The following is a 17,379-nucleotide window of genomic DNA, read 5'->3' as shown; positions in this document are numbered from 1 at the left end:
GCGAGATTTTAACCGCATATGTGCAATATAGACTGCGCAGCGGCTGATCCGGGCGTATGGTCGAACGGTTCCTCTTTTCATTCTTGATCGCAACGGGTCTAATCATATCACCTTTTCTGCCAGGCCGCAATGAAAATCTGCAGCGCCTGCTTCGCATCTCCGGTATACTTATACGCCCGTTCTGCTTCCCTTATTCCTTCGTATACGTACCGATCAGTGGTGACTCCGAAGAATCGTAATCCTCCTCACTTGACACAGCCACCGTGATCGTATCACCGTTCAGGCCAAAGACTACATCGTGATAGTCATCTCCTTTATATACGGCCTGCGTCCCTGACAGAGCCGCCGTCCCGGAAATCCCGGACTGCTTAAAAGAAAATGAGACAGACTCTTCATCCAGATACGTGATAGTCAGCGTCTCTGTTTCACTTGAATATGTGCCGCTCCAAAGATCCCCGGATGCCTCTGCTCCGGTGTCAGCTGTACCTCCTGAAGCCTCCGGTCCCTCTCCCGGATCGATCAGCGGAATATTCTCTGACTCTGCCTGTGTCTCAGACTGCGGCTCCATCTCAGACTGTGCCCCGGACTGTGACGCCTGATCAGAAGTCCCTCCTGTACTCTGCGCATCCGTCTGCGCAGCTGTGCTGTCCTCTCCCACAGGGGTTCCAGATATCTCTCCCTGTGACGGCAGCTGATCTGTATCAGCTTTTTCTCCCGTCGTATCCTTCTGCACCTGCTCAGATTGTGCCGGTTTCTGCGTTCCTGCCGAAGTGTTCCCTGTATCTGACTTTTTATCCTCTCCCGAAGAACATGCCGTCAACATAATCGCAGCTGCAATTGCAGTCGCTGCAAGCATCAGACTTCTCTTTTTCATAGTAATCCTCCCCTTATACAATCGCCAAAATTCCTTTGGACAGCTCTTTAACCTTTCAACTTTCTTTTGACTGCATTCTAACATGTTTCCTTTCACTTGTCATGATATTTAGATTTTATTAAGAAAAAGATATGATTTACTTTAGTAAGTATAGAAATACCCTATAAATAGGGATTTTTGACGCGTCTTCTGATTTGAAATCGACATTTTATCCTGCTTTGACACCAATCTGACACCAATTACGCTGCCTTCCTGCTTTTGGATTGAAACTCCTCTATAATCCTCTCTAACTAATATAAAAGGATTTTAATCAAAAGATTAAAAAGATATGCTTTAGAAATACTTATAAAAACCGCTGTCCGGCTCACATTTTCCCCGGTAATACGTTATATATAGTAAGCGGTAAAAGAACAGGATTTCTAACGCTCATTGATGGAAATACAGAAGTTTTTGTCTTGCTGTCTCTGGGTTCAGAGAAAAAAAGTGCAGAAACAGCCGGCAGTCTACTGCATTCCAGTCATATGTTCCTGCATATGTCTGGTAGCTGCTCCACCAGTAATCCTCGATCCTGTTGACATATCCTGCTTTTACCGGAAGCTGATGGATCTCTCTGCAGTATTTTGCTACTGCTTCCATAGAGTCAAGCTCCTTCAGGCTGACTGCTGATAAAAATGGGGCGATCCCCCGCAGCTGCGGAATATGCTCTTTGCATTTAATGAAAAACTCATCTATTGCTCTTTTCGTCTCATGGCGTACTGCATCCTGCTCCCTGGCTTCTGTCACAAAATACATGCCATCGTCCGTGACGCAAAACGCACACACTTCCCAGTCATTTTCTTTATAAATGCCAAGGACAATATCCAGCAATTTTTTCTTGTTCCTCTCATCTGCAAGAATATAGCGGCTTCCTTTTACGATATGATAATAGACTTTTTTTAATGACCTGCTTTGATATGACATATAGATTGCCCCCTCTTATAATGAAAAATCAGAAAAGATAAATCGCCAGATACTGGCCTTTGCATTTTCATTATAGTATTGTTATATACTTTTTTCAACATATTGAAACAATTAGTGTCATACTTATTTTTTATAATATGGCATTATTTGTGCCCCTTGAAAATAGCGGATATAAAAAAAGATGCAACATAATGTCGCACCTTTTTTTGCTTGTGCGCCTGGCGGCGCACGTTTCTAACGGGTGCAAGTCCCGAATTCGCCCGGTAGTGGGAAGGATATAGCCGAAGGCAAGGGTGTCCATCGTGAGATGGAATCTGAAGGAAGCCAGATGTGGGAAACTTACTAACCCACGGGCAAACCTCTGGTCTGACGGACAGAAATCGCATATAAGGCTGTACATGAGGGTAAGTCTGCAAGACAAGATGAAGCCCGATAACTACACGGAATCATGTGCAGTAAATGCGGCAGATGGATGGAGGGAAAGAAACGTGTGGTACCCAGGGAGGTCTGTACGGAACGCTCTGAAAAGAGTAACCGTTATCGGAAGGTAACGCTGAACGTACAGAAGTCAGCAGAGGCCATAGTAGTTGATTTTTTTTCAGCGAAGGGCTGAATCAATAGGAGTCTTTCGTACGACTGGGAAAGGAGGAATGGGCAGAATGGGTACAGAAAACAGAGAAAGCTGCTCACAAAGAGATAGCGCGGAACGCAAAGGGTATGTGAGAGCGCACCGCTCATTCAACCGGATATGGAAGGAAAGGGACAGTGCAGAGCCAGATATCCTAAGTAAGATACTGAATAAGGATAACCTGAACAGAGCTTACAAAAGAGTGAAGGCGAACAAGGGAGCGCCAGGAGTTGATGGGATGACTATTGAAGCGGCGTTACCATGGTTGAGGGAGAATAATCACGAACTGGTAGAAAGAATCAGGAAGGGGAAATATAGCCCTTCCCCAGTCAGGAGAGTGGAGATCCCGAAGCCGGATGGAGGGACAAGAAAGCTAGGAATCCCTACTGTCATAGACCGCATCATCCAACAGGCCATGGCACAGCAGCTGATGCCAATCTATGAACCTCTGTTCTCGAAGGACAGTTATGGCTATCGTCCGGGTCGAGGGGCAAAAGACGCTGTCAGGAGGATAAAAGAGTACATCGAGCAGGGATATACGAGGGCAGTCGTCCTCGACCTGTCGAGATACTTTGATACGCTGAACCATACGATACTGCTGAACCAGTTGAGGAAACAGGTAAAAGATGAAAGAGTGGTACAGATGGTAAAGCGATATCTGAAGAGCGGAGTGATGGAAAACGGTGTTGTAACAGAGACGGAGGAAGGCTCCCCGCAAGGAGGAAATCTATCTCCACTCTTAGCAAACGTGTATCTGAATGAATTCGACTGGGAGTTTCACAGGCGGGGTGTGCCATGCATCCGCTACGCAGACGATATCGTACTGCTGGCGAAAAGCGAACGGGCCGCAGAGCGACTGCTGGAATCCAGCACGAAATATCTGGAGGAAACGTTGAAACTGAGAGTGAACCGGGAAAAGAGCCGGACAGTCAGTGTATTCGCAATCCGAAATTTTAAGTTCCTTGGCTTCTGTTTTGGGAAGAACGGAAAAGGAATCTATATCCGAGTCCATGGAAAGTCATGGGAGAAAGCCAAGGATGAACTGCGCAGGCTCACTTCCCGGAGCAAGTGCGGAAGTGTCGTCCGAACTATGGAAAAGGTAAAAGTCTACATGAGAGGATGGCTAAACTATTATGGGATAGCGGATATGAAGAACAATATCGAAAGCGTGAACGGATGGCTGTACCGCCGGATACGGATGTGTATCTGGAAACAGTGGAAACTGCCAAAGACCAGGAGGAGAAAGCTGATAGGACTGGGGTTATCAGAGTGGGCAGCATGCGAAGGAGCATACAGCAGAAAATCCTACTGGAGGATGTCTAACACGGGTGTGGTCAAAAGAGCATTAACAAAAGAAAGACTGATAAACTGGGGCTTCTATGATTTAGCCACAGCCTATCAGTCTCTGCACATCAACTATTGAAACCGCCGTGTACCGAACGGTACGCACGGTGGTGTGAGAGGACGGCGGCTAATCACCGCCTCCTACTCGATTATACACCCGGCTTTTGTGCTTCATCAAGCCCTGTCGAGGCTTCAAAGCTCTGCCCGTATGCACTGCTGCGGCTGTTTAGCTTTTCCATAATACGGTCTGCTTCCGCTCCCTGTGCCGGGGTCGGCTGATAGTTATTGTAGCCCTCCACAGAAGAGATGGAACACGGGATGATCTCTGTCTGAGCATCCGGCTGCACACCCTCCTTTGTCACAGAGAAGGTCTGTCTGAAGATAATAGTGTCCATATCGGAAGGAGTACTGTTCCCTCCAAAACAGAAATTGCCAAGGCTGTACGCAATATATTTTCCATTGTATTTCTCGATCCCCTGAAGGACATGCGGATGATGCCCGATCACAAGGTCTGCGCCTTCATCAATCGCCGTATGCGCCAATGATACCTGCGTCTCATCCGGCTGTTCTGCCTTCTCACTGCCCCAGTGGAATGCCACGATCACTAACTGGGCACCCTGCGCCTTTGCCGCGGCGATCGTCTCCCGAACCTGAGTCTCCTTTGCAATCCCTTCATCCAGTACATAAATACCGATAAAGGCTGTCCTGATGCCATTTACATCTTTCACTGCAATCTCATCACCGGTACAGTAATCAATCCCCGCCGCGCTGAGATACTGTTTCGTATCCGTATGACTCTGCTCTCCGTAATCGCTGCTGTGATTATTTGCCAGAGTCACGACATCTACAGAACCTCCTGTCAGTATTTCCGTATAAGACGGATCACCCTTAAAGGCGTACTGCTTCGTCTCCCTTGTATCTGCCGTTGTCAGCGTCCCCTCAAAATTAGCAAATGTCGCATCGTCATTTTCCAGCACTTCTTTTACATTGGCGAAAAAGTAGGAAAGATCATTGACCGCGGCAAACGCGTCAAAATTTGTGTTTGTATTAAAGGAGGCATCACTTCCGAGCGTACAGTCTCCCACCGCACTGATCGTGACACTCCTCTCACTGCTGACCGTAACCGGGCAGGATATTTCCTCTACGCCATCTGCACTTACGTGGATCATGGTCGTCCCCTCGCCAAGCGCTTTTACTGCCCCTGTATTGTCCACAGAAACAATCTCCGGATTTGCACTCTTATACTTCAGATTGTTTAAAAGCGCACCTTCCGGTTCCGCCTGCAGCTCCAGATATGCCGTATCACCAGGGAAGAGGGAGAGCTCTTCCTGTACAAACGCGATACTCTGTGCAGTTTCCATCGTTGTCACCACCGGAGCGCTGGTATTCCCTGCTTTGTCCTGTGCATAAAAGTAATATCTTGTATCTGCCTCAAAGGTCAGAGGCTCGCGGTACTGGTGATACAGCGGCATCTGGATATAATCTCCTTTTTTCACAGCCGCATACCATATTTTAGAGATCTCAGAACGGTTATCCGCAGCTGTCACAGTAATGGTGTTGTCCTTTCTCGCCACGCTCACTGCAGGATCCTGCGCATCGATCTTTGGTATTTCGATCTGCGCGGTAAGCGTCTCCTTCTCAGCCTGTACCGTCAGGTCAAGCAGGTAGTCCTCTGCTTCCACTACGACCATGCCGTCTTGATCCAGCTTGTAGCTTTTTCCGCTCACCTCTACATGAGACGGCTGTTTTCCTTTTACCCGTACCTGAAGCTTCACCGGATAAGAACTGCACCACTTCTGCGGCTCCTGCTCCACCAATACAGTCAGCCCTTTTTGCGCTGTCACATGCTCCATTTTTTTCCTGCGCTCTATAGAAGAAGTAACTGCATTTACGATCAAAACTATGATCAGTACAGCCAGAAAAAGACCAATCCCGATCATGGCCAGTTCCTTCTTTTGAATTCCCCGCTGCGCAAGATTTTCTTTCCTGTCTTTTATATAGTCGCGCACGCTGTTTGCCGAAAGACGCAAACGCTCTCTTTTCCCGGTCTGCCTGTCCGTTGAAAGCTCCGGCTCTGCCGCTTTTGATTCTGCTGCATCCCCATCTGTTGTTTCTGCCTGATCCTCTGGCGGCTGTGAGCGCCGGTCAGCCGCTACGGCAGCCATCATATCCTCTTCCAGGATCCAGCCCTTGTGCTCCTGATCCTCCGATGTGTCTACTTCTTCTTCATGCTCCGCCTGAGGCTCTCTCTCGAGCAGACGGTCAAAGACCTGCGCATCCTCTGTTTCTTCTGCCGCTGCTTCTCCTGTCTCTTCTTCCGTTTCTTCTTTCTCAGACGCATGTCTTTCACGGGCAGCTGCAGCTGCCCGCTTCGATACGTGCGCAGACATATCATGGATCTTTCCTTCCGGTGTATGCGTTTCATCCAGGCTTTCTGATGTGTCTTCAAAATCCTCAAAGCCTTCGTCCAGACGGCCGGTCTCTTCCTGCTCTGTGTTCGCCTGCCATCTCTCCTTCAAAGACTGCAGCCGTTTACGAAACCGTGCGCCAACCCCCTCTGGCAAAGCGTCCGCGTCCTCATCTGAAAAATCTTCTTCCTGATTTTCTTCTGCGCGTCTGCGCCTTTGGTGGGCAGCTTCTTCCCGCCGCTGCTTTTTCAAAAGCGCCTCTTCTTCCCTGCGCTTCTTTTCCTGACGGGCAGCTTCCTCCTGCCGCAGCGCTTCCTGACGGGCGATCTCCGCCCGTTCGTCGCGCTTTTTCTGAACCGCTTCATCCGGTTCCTCACCATTTTGAATCGCTTTTACGATTTCAAATAATTCCTCTACCCCGTCTGTCCGTATCCTCTTTTTCATCACTTAAAGTATGCCACTCCCGACTCAAAGATCCTCAGATCCTGCTCTCCGTAAATATTAATAGCTACGGAATCACCGCGACGCTCGGAGTGTGCCATCTTACCAAGCACGCGTCCGTCCGGGCTTGTAATTCCTTCGATCGCGAAATAAGAGCCATTGACATTCCACTCTTCATCACTGACATCCACATTGCCGTTCACATCACAGTACTGTGTTGCGATCTGTCCGTTTGTAAAAAGCTTCTGCAGCCATTCTTTGTTTGCTACGAAACGTCCCTCACCGTGTGACGCCGGATTTGTATACACGCCGCCAAGCTGTGCGCCGGAAAGCCACGGGGATTTGTTGCTTACAACCTTCGTATAAACCATTTTTGAAATATGGCGTCCGATCGTATTGTATGTCAGAGTCGGAGAATCCGGTGTCTGCCCCACGATCTCCCCATGTGGTACAAGACCGAGCTTAATAAGCGCCTGGAAACCATTGCAGATACCAAGAGCCAGTCCGTCACGCTCATTTAACAGCTTCATAACCGCTTCTTTAAGCTTTGCATTCTGGAATGCAGTCGCAAAGAATTTTGCAGAGCCATCCGGCTCATCGCCTGCTGAAAAACCGCCCGGGAACATAATGATCTGCGCCTGTGCGATAGACTTCTCAAATTCATCTACTGATTCGCGGATATCCTGCGCGCTTAAATTGCGGAATACCTTTACGTCAACCTCTGCACCTGCGCGCTCAAACGCCTTCTTGCTGTCGTACTCACAGTTTGTGCCCGGGAATACCGGAATAAATACACGCGGCTTCGCTGTCTTATTCTTGCAGACATAGATATCTGACGTTTTGTAAAGACCATTCTCACGCACTGCAGCCCCGTCATCATCCGCATCCTTTTCTGTGAAGATATAAGCGGTCGCGCCATCTGCAGGATTGCCGTCCATATCAAGTCCGCCGCCTACCGTCGGGATGCCAGAGACTGTCTTAAATACGCGCTCCAGCGTACCCTTCCATGCATCCAGCGCCTCGTCGATGCTGATCTTCATATCCTTATATTCAAAAGCAAATGCATCTGTGACTTCACCGATCACCGTATATGTGATGCCAAGCTTTCCAACTGCTCCGTCCGGTACCTCTGCCACAATATTACCGAAGCCTGCTGTAAAGAGATCTCTCTCGTCTACATTGTGCTCGATCTTTACACCCTTGCCGTTTCCAAATGCCATCTTAGAAACAGCTGCTGCCAGGCCCTTGCCATCAAGGGCGTATGCAGAAATAATATTTCCTGCCTTGATATCCTCATGGAACTTCGCATACTGCTCCATGATCTGGCTGTAAACCGGAAGATCATACGCATCCTTTTCAATCTTCAAAAGCACAAGCTTGCTGCCTGCTTTCTTGAGCTCCGGCGTGATGATCGTCTTGTCACTTGCCACGTCTACCGCAAAGGAAACGAGTGTCGGCGGTACATCAATCTCATTAAATGAACCGGACATACTGTCCTTTCCTCCGATCGACGGCAGGCCAAAGCCAAGCTGAGCCGAATATGCGCCGAGCAGAGCTGCAAACGGCTGACTCCATCTCTTCGGATCTTCTGTCATCCGGCGGAAATACTCCTGGAACGTAAAACGGATCTTGCTGTAATCACCGCCGTTCGCAACGATCCTTGCCACAGACTCCAGCACCGCATAAACAGCTCCGTGGTACGGGCTCCAGCTGGACAGATACGGATCAAAGCCATAGCTCATCATCGTCACAGTATCCGTCTTACCGTCAAGCACCGGAAGCTTTGCCACCATCGCCTGCGTCTCGGTAAGCTGGTACTGACCTCCGTACGGCATAAATACGGAGCCTGCTCCGATCGATCCGTCAAACATCTCGACCAGACCCTTCTGAGAGCAGCAGTTTAAGTCAGCAAGCGTCTCCAGCCATTTTGCTTTTACATCAGCAATCTCATTTCTCACAAAATATTTATCTGTCTCGGACGGCATCTCCACCGTAACAGCCGTCTCCTGATGCGCGCCATTCGTATCAAGGAAGGCTCTGGAGATATTAACGATCTCCTTCTCTCTCCATGTCAGTACAAGGCGCGGCTCCTCTGTCACAACTGCGACCTCGATCGCCTCGAGGTTCTCCTGTGCCGCATATCCCATAAATTCTTTTACATCCTTCGGATCTACGACAACTGCCATACGCTCCTGAGACTCGGAGATCGCGATCTCCGTTCCGTCAAGACCCGCATATTTTTTCGGTACCCGGTCAAGATTGATCCGAAGTCCCGGCGCGAGCTCGCCGATCGCTACCGAAACACCGCCTGCACCGAAGTCGTTGCACTTCTTGATCAGACTGCTGACCTCCGGACGGCGGAACAGTCTCTGGATCTTGCGCTCTGTCGGCGCATTTCCTTTCTGTACCTCTGCACCGCAGACCTCAATAGAAGCCTCTGTATGTACCTTGGAAGAACCTGTCGCCCCTCCGATACCGTCGCGTCCTGTCCGTCCGCCAAGCAAAATAATGATATCGCCCGGGTCAGAATTCTCACGGATCACGGCGCTTCTCGGAGCAGCACCCATCACCGCACCGATCTCCATACGTTTTGCCACATAATCCGGATGATAGATTTCCTTTACATAGCCTGTTGCCAGACCGATCTGGTTTCCATAAGAGCTGTAGCCGTGTGCAGCCTCACGCACGAGCTTCTTCTGCGGCAGCTTACCCTTTAATGTATCCTTTACAGAAGCAGTCGGATCAGCAGCTCCTGTCACACGCATCGCCTGATATACGTATGTACGGCCGGAAAGCGGGTCACGGATCGCTCCGCCAAGACACGTAGCAGCGCCTCCGAACGGCTCGATCTCTGTCGGATGATTGTGCGTCTCATTCTTGAAGTTTACAAGCCACTCCTCTGTCTTTCCGTCAATCTCTACCGGCACTACGATACTGCATGCGTTGATCTCATCTGATTCTTCCTGATCATCAAGCTTACCTTCTTTTTTCAGCTTGCGCATCGCCATCAGGGCAAGATCCATCAGACAGACAAACTTATCGTCACGCCCTTTAAAGATCTCCTCACGGTCAGCAAGGTACTGCTGATATGTGCCTTCGATCGGCGCACGGTAATATCCGTCCTCAAATGTTACATCCTTAAGCTCTGTCGAGAACGTCGTATGACGGCAGTGATCCGACCAGTAGGTATCCAGCACACGGATCTCCGTCATAGACGGGTCACGTTTTTCTTCTGTCTTAAAATAATTCTGAATATGCAGAAAATCCTTAAATGTCATGGCAAGGTTCAAGGAAGCATACAGTTCCTTAAGCTCATCCTCCTGCATCCCGGAAAAACCGTCAAACGTGATCACATCTGCCGGCTCATCAAACTCTGTCACCAGCGTCTCCGGTTTATCAAATCCCGCCTCCCGGGAATCGACCGGATTGATGCAGTGTGCCTTTACTGCCTCAAATTCTTCATCTGACACGTTGCCGGCTACGACATAAACAGTCGCAGAATGGATGATCGGTTCCTCGTCCTCTTTTAAAAACTTCACACACTGTACGGCAGAATCAGCTCTCTGGTCAAACTGCCCCGGAAGGAACTCTACTGCAAACGCACGCTCATTTTCTGCCAGAGGGAATTCTTCCTCATACAGATTGTCTACCGGCGGCTCAGAAAATACCATACGGCACGCATCCTCAAATACGCTGTCTGAAACATTTTCCACATCATAGCGAATCAGAACGCGAATCTTTTCCAGACCCTGCACACCAAGATAACTTCTCACCTCATGTGCCAGCCCCTTCGCTGCTACTGCAAAATCGTCTTTCTTTTCTACATAAACTCTTCTTACCTTGCTCATGAAAGCCCTCCTGCTTCTGCCTGATTTATAATATGTTGCTCATAGCACTAAAAACAGTGTCACGTCGGTGTCATAAGACAACAACGCGGTATAAGATTTTTGGACATAATCCTGTATAAAGTTTATCATATGCGTGGTTATCTGACAAGATTCGAGAAACGATTATTTGCCAGAGGGCACAAAAAAAGGCGTCACAAAACCGGATCTCCTGCATCAGGATCCGGTTTTTGTAACACCCGCTTTTTCTCATTTACTCAGTTCAGCTCTGTGCCGGACTTTTCTCCCTTCAGAAATGCCATTGCATTGTCCATCGTCACCTGGCTGATCGCGCCAAGCGCCTCCTCTGTCAGAAATGCCTGGTGAGAAGTCACGATGACATTCGGGAATGACAAAAGACGTGCCGTTGTGGAATGCATCAGAATATCGTCCTCACGGTTTTCATAGACATTCTGTGTCTCCTCCTCATATACGTCAAGACCGACGCCTGAGAATTTATGCTCGCGGATACCTGCGATCAGGTCGTCCGTCTTTACGAGACCGCCGCGGGAGGTATTGACGAGTACCACGCCGTCTTTCATCTTGTTGATCGTCTCAATATTGATCAGATGATGTGTGCTGTCCATCAAAGGGCAGTGCAGAGAAATCAGATCACTTCGCCCAAGCAGCTCGTCCAGCTCCACATACTCTACAAAATCGAGATCTGGATTTTTGTACATATCGTAGCCGATCACCTTCATACCGAAGCCGCGGCAGATGCGTGCCATCGCTGCACCGATCTTTCCTGTACCGATGATCCCGGCTGTTTTCTCATAAAAATTCAGCCCTGTCAGCCCCTGCAGACTGAAGTTGTTTTCGCGGACTCTGATATATGCTTTATGCAGGTGACGGTTCGCCGCCATTGCAAGCGCCATCGCATGCTCCGCTACTGCCTCCGGTGAATACCCCGGTACTCTCATCACCTTGATCCCATATTCCGTTGCTGCATCAATATCTACATTATTAAATCCGGCACAACGCATCAGTACCAGCTTTACACCCTTTTCATGAAGTACTTTCAGCGTCTTTGCGCTGACATCAGAGCTTACAAACGCACAAACCGCCTCACTGTCCTTTACATAAGACGCTGTCTTTGGCGAAAGCTCTGTCTCCCAGTACTCCAGCTCCAGTTCAGGATACTGATCCTTGATTTTATTAAAAGAATCCATGTCATAGCTCTTTGCTGCAAAAAATGTAATACGCATAATAAAAGCTCCTTTCCTATTGCCGGTTTCCCTTTATATTGCCTTTTACGGGTTCCGGTATCCAGTTTAGCAAAGAGATTTTTAAAAATCAAGGGGAAATCAGCAGACATATATGTGTTACTGTTCAATAATCGCTAACAAATTTTTCACACATATTTTCTTCTATAACCGTATTAACGTTATTCATTCAACTATCAAACTACTTTAATCTCATTTGGGCAATCTCAATCGCTCTCTGATAATCTCCTGCACTCTTCTCTAAAATGCGGTAAGTTTTTTTGATACCTTTTCCTTGCTATTACATCTGAACACAGATTTTCTTATATATATTGTGACAACTTTCTCCTGCTTAAAATATTTATAATTGTTATGTTTCATTTTAAATCAGTATAAGATATAATATAAAGAAACATATGGAGGTACAAATGACCACTACGTTAAAAGAAGCCTTTCCCATCATCCGCGACCGTATCGAGGTACAGATGGAAATTAAAAAAAGCGAAAAACTGCAGCGCATTTTCTACAACTGGAACGAAGAACAACAAAACGAATTTCTTGATTTTTGCACCGGCGTGCGCGGCATCCGATTTCTTTATGACTCTTTTTTCAAGGAAATCCTGAACCCCGAGTATGTCCCTGAGCGTCTGGAAGAATTTCTCACCCTTCTGCTTGGCATACCAGTTAAGATCCTGGAGGCGTTGCCACCTGATTCTACCCGTATTGCAGATGAGAGCTCACTGTTAATCATGGATATTGTGGTACAACTTGGCAACGGCTCGATCGTCAATCTCGAAGTCCAGAAAATCGGATACAAATTTCCCGGCGCGCGCAGCGCCTGCTATTCGGCTGATCTGCTTCTGCGCCAATACAAACGTGTCCGCAGCAGAGCCAAACAAAAAAATCTCTCATTTAGCTACAAAGACATCAAGGAAGTCTACACTATCGTTTTATTTGAACGAAGTCCGGCAGAATTTCATACCTTCCCGAATCACTACCGCCATTACTTCCGGCAACGCTCTGACACCGGTCTAAAACTGGATCTTTTGCAACAATATCTCTTCATCCCTCTTGACATCTTCCGTAAAAACCAGCACAATAAAGATAACAAGATAGAAAACAGGCTGGAGGCATGGCTGACCTTTCTCAGTATTGATGATCCTGATATGATTCTTCACCTGATCGAAGAATATCCCGAATTTCGTCCAATGTATGAGGAAGCATACCGGCTATGTCTCAATATAGAAGAGGTGATGCAGATGTTTTCGAAGGAACTGGCTGAATTAGATCGGAATACCGTACAGCTGATGATCGATGAGATGCAGGACGAAATCAATGTACAAAAAGAAGAAATAAGCATACAAAAGCAGCAGCTTGTTACACAGCAACAGCAACTTAACAGCCGACAGCACCAGATTCATAAAATGATTTTATTACTGTCTGACTCTATTCAAGATGCTGCCCAGATTGCCGCGCAAACCGGAATATCGCTTGAAGAAGTGCAGGCGGTGCTGGCAGGCGCAGAGGAACCGAATACAAAAACATGACGATATGTGATCTACTACGACCTCCTGCCAAACATGAGTTTTCTAACGATAAAGCCAGCACAAACATCGGTGCTGGCTTTTCCCGAGTACCCGTCTCGTATATTTTCCTAAAATATCGTCCCACTGTATGATCTGCTTTTTAAGCAGTAAAAAACAAATATATATACCATAAAAGCTACCAATATAACGCTTCTTCCTTATCCAGGCCAAATGCAGTGCTGAAACGCAGTAGTCCTGCTCCATTATAAAAACATCCATTGACTCTGCAAATATCCGAAATTATCCACAAACCCATCTCCTTGCGTTTTTCTTTTTATCCTCCTGTATCCATCGCCCGCCAAAACTGCTCTGTCTTTTCCCGCACAGTCCGCAGCGTACAGTACCGGGTATCTTCCCACTCCACCGGAAACATTCTTCTGTATCGTGCTGTGGCAAACCGCTCGTCCAGAAGCAGGATCACCCCCGCATCCTCCTCCGTACGAATGACGCGTCCTGCCGACTGCAGTACCTTATTCATGCCAGGGCAGAGGTAGGCATAGAAAAATCCATCTTCCCCGCGCTTATCATAAAAATTCTTCAGGATCTCCCTCTCGTTGCAGACCTGCGGCAATCCTGTGCCCACGATCACTGCGCCGATCAGGCGGTCTGCTTTCAGGTCAATCCCTTCTCCGAAAATCCCGCCCATAACGCAGAAACCAGCCAGCCCATGCTCATGTATCTGTTCAAACTGAGTCAGAAATGTCTCTCTTTGTTCTTCATCCATACCGGAGGTCTGACAGAGCAGCTCGACTTCTTCATCCTGTTCAAAACACAGATCCTCAAACTGCTGCGCGACGTCCTCCATCATTTTATAGGACGGAAAAAATACCATATAATTTCCCCTTTTGGCCCGGATCATCTGCAGCACATATTCTGCCATCTTGCGATATTCATCTGTATTTCTCATCGTATACCGACTGCTCGTGTCCGTCCCTACCAGTACCAGACGCTTTGTCGGGTCAAAAACAGAATGGGCATAAATCGCATAATTATCCTGTTCTGTACTGAGCAGACTTTTGTAATACGTGATTGGGAGGAAGGTCGCAGAAAAATAAATCGTACTTCTCCCCTTATTCAGGCACTCCTGCAGATTTTCTGAAACATCAATACAGTACAGCCGGATCAAAAATCTTCCGTCTCCACACAGCTCTGTATAGATCACATAATTTTCATTTACACGGTCACACGTATCAAGAAAGCGGCGCGCCTCAAAATACAGGGAAAGGACCTGGTCATTTAGTTCCTGATTTCTGGAATCCTCCAGAAACTCCTCCATGATACCGCACAGATTCATAAGATAAATCGGGAATGTCCCTATACTGTTCCATATACGCACCTTTTCCGATATTCCATATCGCTCTGTCCGTCCCTCCTCAGACAGACATTCTTCCCGCTTTCGTTCTAACAGCCACTGATTACAGCGGTTGAGCGCCCGCGCCATCTTGGGACTGTATGCTTTGACCTGCTTTCTGAGCTCAAGAAAATCTTCCTTATATAAGCTGGCAGAAAACATCTCCCGTGCACGCTCGACCAGGTTATGCGCCTCATCAATCAAAAACAGGTACGCTCCCTTTGCTCCTTCTGCAAAAAAACGCTTCAGACGCGCCCGCGGATCAAAAATGTAATTATAGTCGCAGATCACTACGTCTGACCACAGCGATACGTCCAGTCCAAACTCAAACGGGCACACCTGCCACTTCCTTGCCTGCGCCTCAATAACCGGACGGTCAAAAATCTCGCTGTGCGAAATCAGATCAAACACTGCATCGTTCACACGGTCATAATGCCCCTTCGCATATGGGCACGCATCTGGATTGCACTGCGTTTCCTCCATAAAACAGATTTTCTCCTTGGCCGTCAGTGTCAGCGTCTTCATCCGAAGCCCCTGACAGCGTAAAATAGCATACGTATCCTCCGCAACGGTCCTTGTCACGGTCTTTGCTGTTGCATAGAATATACGATCTGCCAGTCCCTCGCCGACTGCCTTGACTGCCGGAAATACAGTAGACAAGGTTTTCCCCGTCCCCGTTGGAGCCTGTATAAATAACGTTTTTTTCCGAAGCATCGTCCGGTATACAGAGGCTGCCACATCCTTCTGTCCTGCCCGCCATGGATAAGGAAACTGCAGTCCGACAATCGATGCCTGCCGTACCCTCTTCCACTCCAGCTGGAGTCTGGCCCATTTCTGATATTTTCCCACGATCTCTCCAAACCATGCGCCCAGTGTTTCTGAGGAAAACTCCTGACGAAACCGCCGGATCTCCTCTGTCTCAATATTACAGTACGTCATCTGCACACCGATCCGCGCCAGCCGGTGCTGCTTTGCATAAATCCATGCATAGCACTTTGCCTGCGCTGCATGAAGCGCATATGGTTCCTTTAGAAGCATAACATCACGATACAGGCTTTTGATCTCATCAATAAATACGAGCTCTTCCGAACGCTCCGCCTCCTTCTCCCATCCCATAAAGTCAGACCATCCCGCCTGCCCTGACGTACCTGCCTCCCCAGAGGCACACCCGCCTGATACTGTTTCTTCTGTAAATACTTCATCTGATTGTGATTCTTCTGTGAAATTCCTGTCTGCTATGGATGTCCCTGTAAAGATCCCATCTGCACGTCCATCCACAGTCAGAATAAATTCCTCTTCCTCTACATCAATTGCCAGCGGCACCTCTGCCCGGTAGTCTCCACCCATCCGGCTTTGTATCCTGCGATGGATGCGGCTCCCCTCCTGCATTGCTTCTTTTTCTCCGAATCCCCCTTTCCGGCTGTCAATATCTCCGCAGCGCAGAATAAATTCTACGAGATTCCGCACAGATATTCTGATTTTTTCTTTCTCTGTACTGTGCAGCTTATTATTTTCATTACGCTCTGTTTCATCAACAGCTGCTCTGCTCACACGTTCTCCTTTATCCGCATCTGCCTGCTCTTCGTTTGCTTCTTTTCCGGCATTTGGCCTGTTCTCATTTTCCGAAATCTGCATCTTTTCACTCCTGCATATCCTGTCTCTTGCACTCTATGATACCACTGACAGGATGCACGCACAACCGCAGGACAGGAAATCCTGACTACAATATTGCATTATAAAAAGACAGGCATCATGAAAGATTTCTCCTTTCACAGTGCCCGCCTTTTCATAAGAAAAACTCTCTTATCTGCTAAAATAATGGCTGCTCCTCATACGACTGCCCTTTATTCAGTTGACATATCGCTCTAATTCCTGTTTTCCGGTTTTTACCAGTTTTTCAATGTTATTTTTCTGATCACGAATTACCTTCAGACAGATCCCATCCCTTATACCATTATCGCAATAGGTGCTATAACCTTCATCATAGAGGATATGAATTGTCTTTCCATCATACAGCCAATTATCAGAATTTTTGTCATAGGAAACACCAAATGCAGTATAAGCCTCCAGACTATCATCTCGTTTGTTAAGATCCCCCTGTTCAAAACTGCCGCTGATTCCGGCAACACCGACATCCTCGAGTTCCTGTCGTATTGCTTCTTGCTTTTGGGTCCTCATCTGAAAATCTGCGTCCGATAACTGCTTCACACCTGTCAAGGCGCCACTGGCATCTCTAATCGGTTCTATATCCACAACACCATCCTCAAAGAAAAATGAATTTGTATTCTCCGTACTAATCTCATCTTTAAAGTATCTTACAATCTGTCCATTGTAAAAAAAGCGATCGTTTTCCTGGTTATAACTCATACCATATGGCTCATAAATAGAATACTGCTCTGCAATCTCTGACCGGCGCTTTTCTTCCGCCTTTGTTCTCCGCTCCGCGGAAATCTCCTCGCAGCTTTCATAAGCATCTGCTTCGAATACAACATCCGAAACAGCTGCGGCTGTGCTATGATCGATCTCCTTCACAGCCTCTGGCTTAGTCATTGCTTTCGCCGACATTTGTTCTGCCGCAGCGTTTGGCGTACGGTAACTAAATACTGCTGATACACACAGCGCCATAGTGAGTGGTAAAATTGTAACTGCACGTTTTTTCATATTTCAAACAACTCCTTTCTGGTGATGTCTCCATGTTACC

10 protein-coding genes are annotated in these 17,379 nt (G+C 47.7%); 3 read left to right on the top strand and 7 right to left on the bottom strand.

The annotated features are described in order from the left end of the window. Positions 1–190: 190 nt before the first annotated feature. Both QOX44_RS08070 and QOX44_RS08065 read right to left on the bottom strand, forming a co-directional pair. Complete coding sequence (locus QOX44_RS08070; protein ID WP_283682538.1) at positions 191–874, bottom strand: hypothetical protein; 684 nt, start codon at positions 872–874, stop codon at positions 191–193. A 426-nt stretch (positions 875–1,300) separates the two neighbouring features. Further along, the gene (locus QOX44_RS08065; RefSeq protein ID WP_283682537.1) at positions 1,301–1,834 is read right to left on the bottom strand and encodes a hypothetical protein; all 534 of its coding nucleotides are present in this window, start codon (positions 1,832–1,834) and stop codon (positions 1,301–1,303) included. 472 nt (positions 1,835–2,306) lie between these two features. Between QOX44_RS08065 and QOX44_RS08060 the strand changes: the two genes are divergently transcribed. Then, on the top strand, positions 2,307–2,447 hold the full coding sequence (locus QOX44_RS08060) for a hypothetical protein (protein ID WP_283680641.1): 141 nt from the start codon (positions 2,307–2,309) through the stop codon (positions 2,445–2,447). 46 nt (positions 2,448–2,493) lie between these two features. Next, a complete protein-coding gene (gene ltrA / locus QOX44_RS08055) occupies positions 2,494–3,885 on the top strand; it encodes a group II intron reverse transcriptase/maturase (protein ID WP_283681000.1) in 1,392 nt (463 codons plus the stop codon). A gap of 70 nt (positions 3,886–3,955) precedes the next feature. Here the strand turns inward: ltrA and QOX44_RS08050 are convergent, their stop codons facing one another. The 3 genes from QOX44_RS08050 to QOX44_RS08040 form a co-directional block, all read right to left on the bottom strand. Further along, positions 3,956–6,658: a CapA family protein gene (locus QOX44_RS08050; RefSeq protein ID WP_283682652.1), complete on the bottom strand. Its 2,703-nt coding sequence runs from the start codon at positions 6,656–6,658 to the stop codon at positions 3,956–3,958. Next, positions 6,658–10,503, bottom strand: coding sequence for a phosphoribosylformylglycinamidine synthase (locus tag QOX44_RS08045; protein ID WP_283682536.1), 3,846 nt, complete (start codon positions 10,501–10,503; stop codon positions 6,658–6,660). The genes QOX44_RS08050 and QOX44_RS08045 overlap by 1 nt, the downstream gene beginning before the upstream one ends. A gap of 254 nt (positions 10,504–10,757) precedes the next feature. Further along, positions 10,758–11,744: a 2-hydroxyacid dehydrogenase gene (locus QOX44_RS08040; RefSeq protein ID WP_283682534.1), complete on the bottom strand. Its 987-nt coding sequence runs from the start codon at positions 11,742–11,744 to the stop codon at positions 10,758–10,760. A 425-nt stretch (positions 11,745–12,169) separates the two neighbouring features. On the opposite strand from QOX44_RS08040, the gene QOX44_RS08035 reads away from it, so the two are divergent. Continuing rightward, the gene (locus tag QOX44_RS08035) at positions 12,170–13,288 is read left to right on the top strand and encodes a PD-(D/E)XK nuclease family transposase (RefSeq protein WP_283682533.1); all 1,119 of its coding nucleotides are present in this window, start codon (positions 12,170–12,172) and stop codon (positions 13,286–13,288) included. Positions 13,289–13,601: 313 nt separating this feature from the next. Here QOX44_RS08035 and QOX44_RS08030 read toward each other — a convergent pair whose 3' ends face one another. Both QOX44_RS08030 and QOX44_RS08025 read right to left on the bottom strand, forming a co-directional pair. Then, a complete protein-coding gene (locus QOX44_RS08030; protein WP_283682532.1) occupies positions 13,602–16,313 on the bottom strand; it encodes an ATP-dependent DNA helicase in 2,712 nt (903 codons plus the stop codon). 213 nt (positions 16,314–16,526) lie between these two features. Continuing rightward, positions 16,527–17,339, bottom strand: coding sequence for a hypothetical protein (locus QOX44_RS08025; protein ID WP_283682531.1), 813 nt, complete (start codon positions 17,337–17,339; stop codon positions 16,527–16,529). Positions 17,340–17,379: the final 40 nt, after the last annotated feature.

It is taken from the genome of Parablautia sp. Marseille-Q6255, assembly GCF_951230155.1.
GTDB lineage: Bacteria > Bacillota > Clostridia > Lachnospirales > Lachnospiraceae > Choladousia.
The sequence above is the reverse complement of the archived record's forward strand: the minus strand, read 5'-3'. Positions and strand labels throughout refer to the sequence as shown.

Excerpts from the sequence above, each read along its gene's own strand:
- QOX44_RS08070 (WP_283682538.1), bottom strand. The coding sequence starts at position 874 with ATGAAAAAGAGAAGTCTGATGCTTGCAGCGACTGCAATTGCAGCTGCG.
- QOX44_RS08065 (WP_283682537.1), bottom strand. The coding sequence starts at position 1,834 with ATGTCATATCAAAGCAGGTCATTAAAAAAAGTCTATTATCATATCGTA.
- QOX44_RS08060 (WP_283680641.1), top strand. The coding sequence starts at position 2,307 with ATGGAGGGAAAGAAACGTGTGGTACCCAGGGAGGTCTGTACGGAACGC.
- ltrA (WP_283681000.1), top strand. The coding sequence starts at position 2,494 with ATGGGTACAGAAAACAGAGAAAGCTGCTCACAAAGAGATAGCGCGGAA.
- QOX44_RS08050 (WP_283682652.1), bottom strand. The coding sequence starts at position 6,658 with ATGAAAAAGAGGATACGGACAGACGGGGTAGAGGAATTATTTGAAATC.
- QOX44_RS08045 (WP_283682536.1), bottom strand. The coding sequence starts at position 10,503 with ATGAGCAAGGTAAGAAGAGTTTATGTAGAAAAGAAAGACGATTTTGCA.
- QOX44_RS08040 (WP_283682534.1), bottom strand. The coding sequence starts at position 11,744 with ATGCGTATTACATTTTTTGCAGCAAAGAGCTATGACATGGATTCTTTT.
- QOX44_RS08035 (WP_283682533.1), top strand. The coding sequence starts at position 12,170 with ATGACCACTACGTTAAAAGAAGCCTTTCCCATCATCCGCGACCGTATC.
- QOX44_RS08030 (WP_283682532.1), bottom strand. The coding sequence starts at position 16,313 with ATGCAGATTTCGGAAAATGAGAACAGGCCAAATGCCGGAAAAGAAGCA.
- QOX44_RS08025 (WP_283682531.1), bottom strand. The coding sequence starts at position 17,339 with ATGAAAAAACGTGCAGTTACAATTTTACCACTCACTATGGCGCTGTGT.